Annotated in this window: 12 protein-coding genes (1 of these 12 cut by a window edge); 10 read left to right on the forward strand and 2 right to left on the reverse strand. The window is 63.9% G+C overall.

Annotated features, from left to right (window positions below; all coding sequences use genetic code 11):
- Together QZ307_RS08700 and QZ307_RS08705 are read right to left on the reverse strand one after the other, a co-directional pair.
- On the reverse strand, positions 1-233 hold the start of the coding sequence (locus QZ307_RS08700; protein ID WP_295998720.1) for a DUF5685 family protein. The gene continues 505 nt to the left of window position 1, outside the view; the window shows 233 of its 738 coding nt (coding positions 1-233); it begins with the start codon at positions 231-233; its stop codon lies off the left edge, out of view.
- A gap of 2 nt (positions 234-235) precedes the next feature.
- Positions 236-979, reverse strand: coding sequence for a class I SAM-dependent methyltransferase (locus QZ307_RS08705; RefSeq protein WP_295998723.1), 744 nt, complete (start codon positions 977-979; stop codon positions 236-238).
- A gap of 156 nt (positions 980-1135) precedes the next feature.
- Here QZ307_RS08705 and QZ307_RS08710 point away from each other — a divergent pair, with 156 nt between their 5' ends.
- The 10 genes from QZ307_RS08710 to groEL all read left to right on the forward strand — a co-directional run.
- Complete coding sequence (locus QZ307_RS08710) at positions 1136-2497, forward strand: amidohydrolase family protein (RefSeq protein WP_295998728.1); 1362 nt, start codon at positions 1136-1138, stop codon at positions 2495-2497.
- Positions 2498-2688: 191 nt separating this feature from the next.
- Positions 2689-2898, forward strand: coding sequence for a CASC3 protein CASC3 (locus tag QZ307_RS08715; RefSeq protein ID WP_295998732.1), 210 nt, complete (start codon positions 2689-2691; stop codon positions 2896-2898).
- Positions 2899-2918: 20 nt separating this feature from the next.
- Positions 2919-3635 (forward strand): twin-arginine translocase TatA/TatE family subunit, encoded by a 717-nt coding sequence (locus QZ307_RS08720; RefSeq protein ID WP_295998735.1) that lies wholly within the window; start codon positions 2919-2921, stop codon positions 3633-3635.
- A gap of 3 nt (positions 3636-3638) precedes the next feature.
- Positions 3639-4421 carry a twin-arginine translocase subunit TatC gene (gene tatC, locus QZ307_RS08725; RefSeq protein WP_295998737.1) on the forward strand — a complete coding sequence of 261 codons (783 nt, stop codon included), beginning with the start codon at positions 3639-3641 and terminating at the stop codon, positions 4419-4421.
- 5 nt (positions 4422-4426) lie between these two features.
- Positions 4427-4792: a hydrogenase maturation nickel metallochaperone HypA gene (locus tag QZ307_RS08730; RefSeq protein ID WP_295998740.1), complete on the forward strand. Its 366-nt coding sequence runs from the start codon at positions 4427-4429 to the stop codon at positions 4790-4792.
- Positions 4793-4855: 63 nt separating this feature from the next.
- Positions 4856-5674, forward strand: a complete 819-nt coding sequence (gene nadE, locus QZ307_RS08735; protein ID WP_366143058.1) for an NAD(+) synthase — start codon at positions 4856-4858, stop codon at positions 5672-5674.
- A 65-nt stretch (positions 5675-5739) separates the two neighbouring features.
- Complete coding sequence (locus QZ307_RS08740; RefSeq protein WP_295998743.1) at positions 5740-6978, forward strand: sensor histidine kinase; 1239 nt, start codon at positions 5740-5742, stop codon at positions 6976-6978.
- The gene (locus QZ307_RS08745) at positions 6971-7672 is read left to right on the forward strand and encodes a response regulator transcription factor (protein ID WP_295998747.1); all 702 of its coding nucleotides are present in this window, start codon (positions 6971-6973) and stop codon (positions 7670-7672) included. The genes QZ307_RS08740 and QZ307_RS08745 overlap by 8 nt, the downstream gene beginning before the upstream one ends.
- 206 nt (positions 7673-7878) lie before the next feature.
- Positions 7879-8166 carry a co-chaperone GroES gene (locus tag QZ307_RS08750; protein WP_295998751.1) on the forward strand — a complete coding sequence of 96 codons (288 nt, stop codon included), beginning with the start codon at positions 7879-7881 and terminating at the stop codon, positions 8164-8166.
- A 186-nt stretch (positions 8167-8352) separates the two neighbouring features.
- A partial coding sequence (groEL, locus tag QZ307_RS08755) for a chaperonin GroEL (RefSeq protein ID WP_295998753.1) occupies positions 8353-9484 on the forward strand: 1132 nt, incomplete at its 3' end.

The raw sequence follows: 9484 nt of genomic DNA on the forward strand, positions 1-9484 counted from the left end.
GGCATCAGCTTCACGGGGTGGGTGACGCAGTGCGCCTCGCACGTGCGCTCAGGCGGCTCGGCCATGGCGTTGGCCAGCAGCACATAGAAGGTGAGGTCGTAGGTGAGTGCCGCGCGGCTCACCTGGCCGTAGCGCTCGGCCAGGGTGCGACACAGGCCGCAGTAGACCGCCTGGTAGCGGGCCTTTTCGTCTTCGGAAAGCGAGGTGGCGCTGGCGACGACGAAACCGAACACGGCTACTCTGGTTTCTTTGCCACGTGGACGGCCGCTATGCCGCCAGTGTAGTTCTTCCAAGTTACGTCGGTGAAGCCGGCCTCGCGCATGAGGGCTGCCAGGCCCTCCTGGTCAGGGAAGGCCTCGATGGACTTCGTCAGGTACACGAAGCCCTCTTTGTCGCCGGTGACCAGCCCGCCCCAAAACGGGATGAGGTGACGCAGATAGAAGTGGTACAGCGCCCGCCACGCGCCGTTGGGCGGCGTGGAGAACTCCAGGCACACGAGCGAGCCGCCCGGCTTCAACACGCGGAACATCTCGGAAAGCGCCCGGGGCCGGTCGGGCATGTTGCGGATGCCGTAGGCCATGGTAATGGCGTCGTAGGAAGCGTCGGGGTAGGGGATGTTCTGGGCATCCACCACCTCGAAATCGATGGGCACGCCGGCCCCGTCGCCCTCGTCGACGTGCATACGGGCCACGTCGAGCATCTCGGGCACCAAATCGGTGCACTGGATGTGGGCCGGGTGCTTGGTGCGGGCCACGGTGAAGGTGACGTCGCCAGTGCCCCCGGCAATGTCGAGGACGTCGTGGTGCTCCTCGATGGGAGCCTGGCGCATCATGCCGGCCAGCCACAGCTTGTAGGCGCCGAAGCTGGATACGGCGTTGAAGCGCTCGTACTTCTTGGCGATGTGGGAGAAGATGTCCTTCACGCGCTCGCTGGACAGCTCGGCCGGTGCCTCAAGGCCGGTGGCAGTGTCGATGCTCATGGATGGGCGATCCCTTCGCTTCCGTTCAAATGTTCGTCGTTGATCCGCAGTATAAGGCACTCGACCGCAAATCCGCGGGGCTTATCCGTGCGCGGCCGAGGGTCGTGCTATTATGAGCAGCTGATCATTCATCCCCCCGACTGGTTGGGAGGCCCCATGCTTCTATGCGCTCAGTACATTCTGCCCGTAACGTCCGAGCCCATTGTCGACGGTGCGGTGCTCGTGCGCGACGGCGTCATCCGCGACATCGGCAAGGTCGACATGCTGCGTCTGCGCTACCCCGACGAGGAAGTCATCGACCAGGGCCTGGCCGCCATCATGCCGGGTCTGGTGGATTTGCACACCCGCCTCGAGCAGTCGGTCATGCGTGGCGTGGTGAACGATGCCCCCTATGTGGAATGGCTGACGGAAGTGGCCCGCAAGGCCACGCGCATTGAGGCGGCCGATTGGTTCGACTCCGCTATTCTGGGCGGTCTGGACGCGCTGTCCAGCGGCATCACCACCGTGGCCGATATCACCACCACGGGGGCTTCCTGCACCGCCGTCAACAAGTTGGGCCTGCGCTCGGTCATCTACCGCCAGGTGGGCGCCATGGACAAGGCGCGCATCGACGCGGCCATGCAGGCGGCCCAGAAGGATATCCTCCACTGGCGCGAAGAGGTCGATTCCGACCGGGTCACCATCGGCATTGCCGCCTCTCCGCTGTTCAACAACCATCCGGCTACCCTGCGTGCCATCTCCGAGTTCGCCACGAAGGAGGAGCTGCCCGTGGCGCTGTGGCTGGCCGGCAGCCGCGAGGAGTGCGATTTCGTGCGCTACGGCTCGTCCCCCTTCCAGGTGCACGGCGGCGATGTGAAGCGCGGCTACGTGGAAATTCCGCCCTGGCTGCCCACGGGCGTGAGCCCGGTACGCTACGCGCTCAACTGGAACGCCTTCGACGCCCCCAACGTCATGATCGTCGGCGCTGTCTGCGTGGACGACGAGGACGTGAAGAAGCTGCGCGAGTACGACGTGGCCGTGTGCTGCTGCCCGCGTGCCGCCGCCCAGCTGGGCAAGGGCGTGGCGCCTCTCGACGAGTTCCTCCGCGCCGATCTGCGCGTGGGCCTTGGCACCGACTCGCCCGCGGCCACCGAGTCCACCGATATGCTCTCGGAAATGCGCCTGGGCATGCTGCTCCAGCGCGCAGTGAATCCAGGTCGCTTTCTGGATGCCGATACCATGTTGGAAGTGGCCACCATTGGCGGCGCCCGCGCCCTGGGTATCGACGACAAGGTGGGCTCCCTGGAGCTGGGCAAGCGCGCCGACATGATCGCTGTGGACCTTTCCAGCTCGCACCAGTCCTTCACCACCGATCCCGTGGCCGCGGTGGTCAACACCTGCACGGCGGCCGATGTGCTCATGACCATGGTGGACGGCAACGTGCTCTACGAGAAGAACCGCTGGCACGTGAAGGTCGAGGTGGCGAAGAACATCGCCCGCGTCATCGAGATTCGCAGCAAACTGCGCCCCGACGCCTAGCGGCCGGCCCGCGCTTTCCCGGGGCTGCGCCGGTTCGGCGGAGCCGGGGAAGCGGTTCGAGGGCGGTGTCTTGACGGCAGGGCTGCCCGTGGAGGTTTGAGGTACCTCCTTGATGCGACTAGCGCAAACGCCGACAATTTGCGACAATGCCGAATTTGGCTTCGGCTATAAGGAAAACCAAGGAGCAGACGATGGCTCAGAAGAAGAACGCAGGGTCCCGCAAGCTGACGCGCCAGCAGCAGGCTGAGCGCGTGCGCGCCGCTCAGGAGCGCGAGAAGCGTGCCAAAGAAGCGGCCGAGGCGAAGGCGCGCACCAGGAAAATTTTCACGATTGTTGTGTGCGTAATCCTTGTGCTGGCGCTCTGCATTCCTACAATGGCATTGTCAGTGCTCTCTTTGTAGCATGGTAGAAAGGAACCACCGTGTTTGGAATCGGCGGATTTGAGCTTTTCCTCATTCTGCTGTTCGGGTTTCTCATTTTCGGACCCGACAAGCTGCCTGCCATCGCGAAGACCCTTGGAAAGGCCATCGCGAAGTTCAGGAACGCCCAGGAGGAGATGAGTGGCGTCTTGAAGGGCGAGATGGTGTTCGACAAGGACTCGGACGAGCCCTTTAAGAACCCGCTCGATGTTTTGGACGACGCCGCGGCGAAGGCGAAGAAGGGCGCTGACGCAGCCAAGAAGACGGCTTCGACGGTGTCGAAGAAGGTCAGCGACGCCTCGAAGAGCGCTTCGGGCGCCCCGGCTGCCGGGGTGGCCGGCGCCACGGCCGCTGCGGCCAAGAAGGCGGCGGCTGGCAACGCCGACGCCTCGGCCAAGGGCGAAGGCGACGCGGCAGAGGCCGAGGCTCCTGCCAAGCAGGAGAGCTTCGCCGAGCGCAAGGCCCGTTACGATCGCGAGCGTGCGGCCAAGAAGGAGGCCGAGGCCGAAGAGGCCAAGAAGGCCGAGGCTGAGAAGCGCGCCCAGGAGGCGGCCGAGCGCAAGGCGGCCGCCGAGAAGAAGCGCGCCGAGGAGAAGGCCAAGCGCGAGGCCGAGAAAAAGGCCAAAGAGGAAGCTGCCGCGAAGGCTGCGGCGGCCGATGCCCCCAAGACCATTTCCGAGGCGGCCGACGCCTCGTCTGACACGAAGAAGGAGGCGTAAGTCATGCCTATCGGACCGGCACGTATGCCCCTCTTCGACCATCTGGGCGAGCTGCGCATGCGCTTGGTGCGCATCGTGGCCTGCCTAGCTGTTGCCGTGGTCGTGTTCTACATGGCCACCCCCACCATGGGCCAGTTCTTGCTCATGCCCATCGCCAGCTTCCTGCCCGACTCGGGCGCCGGCGATGCGTGGCTCTATGCCCTCGACCCCTTCGAGGCCTTCTCGGTGCGCTTCGAAATTTCGCTGTGGGCCGGTGTGGTGGCCACGTCTCCTGTCATCCTGTGGCAGCTGCTGGCGTTCTTCCTGCCGGCGTTGAAGCCGAAGGAGCGCAAGTGGTTCATTCCCACCTTCAGCGCGGCCGTGGCCCTGTTCATCATCGGCACGGTCTTCTGCTACCTGGTCATTCTGACGCCCGCGTTCCAGTGGCTCACCGATCAGGCCATGGGCTTGGGCAGCGTGCTTCCGCGCATGTCGTCCTATATCGACATGATCATCAAGTTCGAGATTGCCTTCGGTTTCGCCTTCGAGCTGCCCTTGGTTATCTTCTACTTGGTTATCTTCGACGTCATTCCCTATAAGAAGTTGCGTGGCAGTTGGCGTACGGTGTACGTGGTGCTCATGGTGCTCTGCGCCGTGGTCACGCCCGATGCGTCGCCCGTTACCATGCTGCTCATGTTTGCGGCCATGATCGTGCTCTATGAGGGCTCGCTGTTCCTGGCTCGCATTGTGCTGGCGCGCCGCATCAAGCGCCAGAACGCCGAGCTGGCCGCCGAAGAGGACGAGTAGCGCCCATGCACGAGCTGGGCATCATGACTGGCGTCGTGGACGCGGCCACCAAAGCTGCCCACGAGGCCGGGGCCACGCGGCTTGTTGGCGTGACGCTGCGCATCGGAGAGATGACCGAAGCGGTGGAGGACGCCCTGAACTTCGCCTTCGAGGCCCTTACCGAGGCGGATGAGTTCACCAAGGGCGCCGCGCTCGATATCGTCATGGTGCGGCCCAAGAGCATCTGCTTGGAATGCGGTACCGAATTCGAGCACGATCGCTTCCAAATCTTCTGTCCCGCCTGCGATAGCTTCGCCACCGAGCTTGTGGCTGGACGGGAGCTGCAAATCGACTCTATCGAGGTGGACCTGCCCGATTCGAACGGGGAATAGCACCTGGGAAACAAAGCGCTGCCATGTCCGTGGCAGCGCTTTTTCGTTGAAAGGAACCGGTTCATGGAACCTATGGTCATGTACAATGCTTGTGTCGAGGCTTTGGAAACCTATGTCCGCAGGGCGGGCTTTACCGACGTGGTCATTGGGCTGTCCGGCGGTATGGACTCGTCGCTGGTGGCGGTTATGGCGGTCGACGCCTTCGGTGCCGCCTCCGTGCACGGGGTTATGCTGCCCGGGCCCTATTCCAGCGAATCGTCTCTGACCGACGCCGAAGAACTTGCAGCCAATCTGGGCATCGAGGTGTCCACGGTGTCTATCTGCAAGCCCTTTGAGGCGTTTGCCGAAGTGCTGGCGCAGCCGTGCGGCGGGGTCCTGGAGGGGCTGGCCGCCGAGAACACCCAGGCCCGCTGCCGCATGGTGTGTCTCATGGCCCTGTCCAACGCCCACGGCTGGCTCATGCTGAACACGGGCAACAAGTCCGAGGCGTGCATGGGCTACTCCACGCTCTATGGCGACACGGCGGGCGCCTTCGCCCCGCTGGGCGGCCTGTACAAGACCGATGTGTTCGCCGTGGCGCGATGGCGCAATCGGCGCGCTCAGGAGCATGGCGACGTGCCGCCCATTCCCGCCAACGTGTTCGTGAAGCCGCCCTCGGCCGAGCTGGCGCCTGGCCAAGAGGACGAGAAGTCCCTGGGCATCGACTACGACACGCTGGATCGCATCCTCAAGGCCTCGGTGGAGCAGGGCCTGTCAGCAGACGCCATTGCCGCAGAGGGCATCGATCGCTCCCTGGTGGAATCGGTGGTGGCCCGTACGGCGGCCAACGCCTTCAAGCGCGCCCTCGAGCCGCCCTATCCCGGCACCTTGTTCTACCAGTAAACAGCCGCGCAACTACACCGTCTGTGGTATGGCGGAGGTGCGGTCGGTGGGGTACCATGACCTTCATGGATACCATTTTCGTGCAACATAAGAAGCTTTCCGCCATGGACTGGCTCATCGACGCGGTTATCGCGGCCGGCGCTTTCGGCTTCGCCTGCCTGCAGCTGACGCTCTCGGCCAACCTCATGTTTCCCGACGAGGCCCTGCGCCGTTTTATGGGCATCGAGGCCGTGGTGCCCACGGGCTGGACCATCTTCGCCATTGCCCTGACTACGCTGCCCCTGGTGGCGCGGCGCAAAGTACCCTGGATTATCTTTGGCTGGTGCCTGATTTCCTGGGTATGGCTGCAAGGCGAGATGGCGGGGCTCTCCCTGTCGGTGGCAGGGCCCATCATCGCGCTGTTCACCGTGGCGTCGCTGCGGGGCCGCACTGAGGCGGCCATCGCCGGAGGTGCTGCGTGTCTGGTGCTCTTGCTTGCCCCTTCGGCCAACCCCGAGTCGCCGATGCTCACGCAGCTTACGGTCTTCCAGAATTTGGCTCTGGCGCTCGCAGCGGTCTTCGCCGGCTACGGTCTCCATGAACACCAGGACCGCGTGCGGGTTATGGAAGAGCGCGCCGCTGAGGCCGAGCGCACGCGCGAGACCGAGGCCGCCCGTCGCGTGGAAGAGGAGCGCGTCTCCATTGCCCGCGAGGTGCACGACATTACGGCGCACTCGCTTTCGGCGGTCAGCATCCAGGCGGCGGCGGCAGAGCGCCTGATCGATCGCGACCCTGCGGCAGCCAAGGAGGCCATCGCCGAGGTGCGCCGCACCTCGAAATCGGCTCTCGAGGAAATTCGCGCCATGATCGGCGTGCTGCGCTCGGGGCCGCAACAGGCCGAGACCGCCCCGACCCAGGGCACCGATCGCATGGCCGATCTGGTGGCCTACTTGGAGGGCGCGGGGCTGGGGGTGTCGCTGGACATGGAAGGGTACCGCCGGGCGGAGGTGCCGGCCTTCATCGACGTGGCTCTCTACGGCATCGCTCGCGAGGCGGCTACCAACATTGTGCGCCATGCCGGTGCGACGCAGGCGGTTATCGCCTTGGCTACCGACGAGGACGATGGCTCCGTGAGGCTGGTGGTCGACGACAACGGCCACGGCCTTGCCATCGACCAGCTGGCCCCCAACCACCACGGCTTGCGCGGTATGCGCGAGCGCGCCCGTCTGCTGGGCGGCACCTTCGCCGCTTCGCCGAGTTCTTTGGGCGGCGTGCGCATTGCCGTGACCATTCCGCTTGCCCAGAAGGAGGAACCCCGTGAGTAGCGAATCGCCCATTACCGTGCTGGTAGTGGATGACCAGGATCTGGTGCGCAGCGGCTTCAAGGCCATTTTGAGCACCTACGACGGCATCGAGATTGTCGGTACGGCCCGCAACGGCGTCGAGGCTGTGCAGGAGGCGCAGCGCCTTAAGCCCGATGTGGTGCTCATGGACATTCGCATGCCGGAAATGAGCGGCATCGAGGCCACACGCGCCATCACGGGCAACCCGCTGCTGGCCAAGACGCGGGTGCTGGTGCTCACTACCTTCGATATCGACGAGTACGTCTACGACGCTTTGGGCGCCGGTGCCAGCGGCTTTCTGCTGAAGGACGCCGATCCCGACGAGATCGTGGCGGCCATTCGCGTGGTGGCCGACGGCGATGCGCTCATTCAGCCCAAGGTCATGCGCCGTTTGGTGGAAACCTTCGTGGCCGCTCGTCCCCGCGCCGGGTGGGGGAGCGCCGATGCCGCCGACGGACGTCGGGCCGCCCTGGCCACGCTCACCGATCGCGAGCGCGAAATTCTCATACTGGTGGCGCGCGGGCTTTCCAACGACGAGATTGCCGAGGATCTGTTTATCTCTCCGGCCACGGTGAAGACGCACCTGGCGCGCATCATGGCGAAGACCGACGCCCACGACCGCGCTCAGCTGGTGGTGTTCGCCTATGAGACCGGTTTGGTATCACCAGCAAGGTAATCCCTGATCAAAGCTATAATTGCAAGAAACTTGAGCGCAAAAAACTCAAGTTTTTTCGCCGTAGCACTTGTTTTCCGTCCCGTTGCTGTTATGATGTCTTCCTGTTTAGCACTCGTAGTTGAAGAGTGCTAGCACTTACCCTCATCGAGTGGTTAAATTGGAAGTTGTGCAAAAGCACTACGACACCATTGAAAGGACGGCAAGCTATGAATTTGAAGCCTCTGGGCGACCGCGTCATCCTGAAGCAGGACGAGGCCGAGGTCACCACCGCGTCGGGCCTGTTCCTGGCCTCTGACGCTAAGGAAAAGCCCCAGACCGGCACCATCATCGCCGTGGGCGAGGGCCGGATGGACAAGGACGGCAAGCTGCTTCCTATGCCGGTGAAGGTCGGCGACAAGGTCATCTACGGCAAGTTCGGCGGTACCGAGATTGCCCTGGATGGCGAGAATGTGCTCATCATGCGCATTGACGACATTTACGCGGTCGTGGAATAAATTTATAAATTTATTCCACGCCGCCGACGGCTTTCCGTGGCGCCCGCCTCGCACCTCAAGTCTCTCGCGGGGTTCGCACGCGACCACAAGGTCGCTTAGCTCACGCCCGCTCGGCCTTTCGGCACGATGCGACTCACCACGAAAAGCCTGCTGTTAACTTACTTGATTTGAAAGGAACGCGAACTAATGGCTAAGGAAATTAAGTTCGATACCGATGCTCGCTCCGGCCTGGCCGCGGGCGTTTCCAAGCTGGCCGACGCCGTCAAGGTCACCCTCGGCCCCAAGGGCCGTTATGTGGCGCTTGAGAAGTCCTACGGCGCCCCGCTCATCACCAACGACGGCGTGACCGTCGCCAAGGAAGTCGAGCTGGAGAACCCCGTGGAGAACATGGGCGCCCAGCTGGTGCGCGAGGTGGCCGTGAAGACCAACGACGTGGCCGGTGACGGCACCACCACCGCCACCCTGCTCGCCGACGTCATCGTCTCCGAGGGCCTGAAGAACGTCACCGCCGGCGCCGATGCCCTGGGCATCCGCCGCGGCATCGAGAAGGCCACCGACGCGGTGGTCGAGGCCATCAAGGCCTCCGCTACGCCGGTGTCCACCAAGGAGCAGATTGCCAACGTCGGCCGCATCTCCGCTGGCGACCTTGCCATCGGCGACAAGATCGCCGAGGCCATGGACGCTGTGGGCAAGGACGGCGCCATCTCCGTGGAAGAGTCCCAGACCTTCGGCATCGAGATGGACCTCGTCGAGGGCATGCAGTACGACCGCGGCTACATTTCTCCCTACATGGCTACCGACATGGAGAAGATGGAAGCGGTGCTGAAGGATCCCTACGTCCTGCTCACCGACATGAAGATCAACTCCATCCAGGACATGGTTCCGCTGCTGGAGGAGATCATGCGCGCCCAGCGCCCGCTGTTCATCGTGGCTGAGGACGTGGAGGGCGAGGCCCTGTCCACCATCCTGCTGAACCGTCTGCGCGGCACCCTGAACGTGGTGGCCATCAAGGCCCCCGGCTTCGGCGATCGCCGCAAGCGCATCCTCGAGGACATCGCGGTGGTTACCGGCGCTCAGGTCATCGACAAGGACTTCGGCATGACCATGGCCGACGCCACCATGGAGATGCTCGGTTCCGCCAAGACCGTGAAGGTCACCAAGGACACCGCCCTTATCGTTGACGGTGCCGGCAAGAAGGAAGACATCGAGAACCGCATCCAGATCATCCGCGCCGAGCTCGAGCGCGTCGACTCCGACTTCGATCGCGAGAAGGCTCAGGAGCGTCTGGCGAAGCTGTCCGGCGGCGTGGCCGTGCTGA

The organism is uncultured Adlercreutzia sp., from assembly GCA_910585575.1.
Lineage (GTDB): Bacteria > Actinomycetota > Coriobacteriia > Coriobacteriales > Eggerthellaceae > Adlercreutzia.

Coding starts and splice junctions, on each gene's coding strand:
- QZ307_RS08705 (WP_295998723.1), bottom strand. CDS start 979: ATGAGCATCGACACTGCCACCGGCCTTGAGGCACCGGCCGAGCTGTCC.
- QZ307_RS08710 (WP_295998728.1), top strand. CDS start 1,136: ATGCTTCTATGCGCTCAGTACATTCTGCCCGTAACGTCCGAGCCCATT.
- QZ307_RS08715 (WP_295998732.1), top strand. CDS start 2,689: ATGGCTCAGAAGAAGAACGCAGGGTCCCGCAAGCTGACGCGCCAGCAG.
- tatC (WP_295998737.1), top strand. CDS start 3,639: ATGCCTATCGGACCGGCACGTATGCCCCTCTTCGACCATCTGGGCGAG.
- QZ307_RS08730 (WP_295998740.1), top strand. CDS start 4,427: ATGCACGAGCTGGGCATCATGACTGGCGTCGTGGACGCGGCCACCAAA.
- nadE (WP_366143058.1), top strand. CDS start 4,856: ATGGAACCTATGGTCATGTACAATGCTTGTGTCGAGGCTTTGGAAACC.
- QZ307_RS08740 (WP_295998743.1), top strand. CDS start 5,740: ATGGATACCATTTTCGTGCAACATAAGAAGCTTTCCGCCATGGACTGG.
- QZ307_RS08750 (WP_295998751.1), top strand. CDS start 7,879: ATGAATTTGAAGCCTCTGGGCGACCGCGTCATCCTGAAGCAGGACGAG.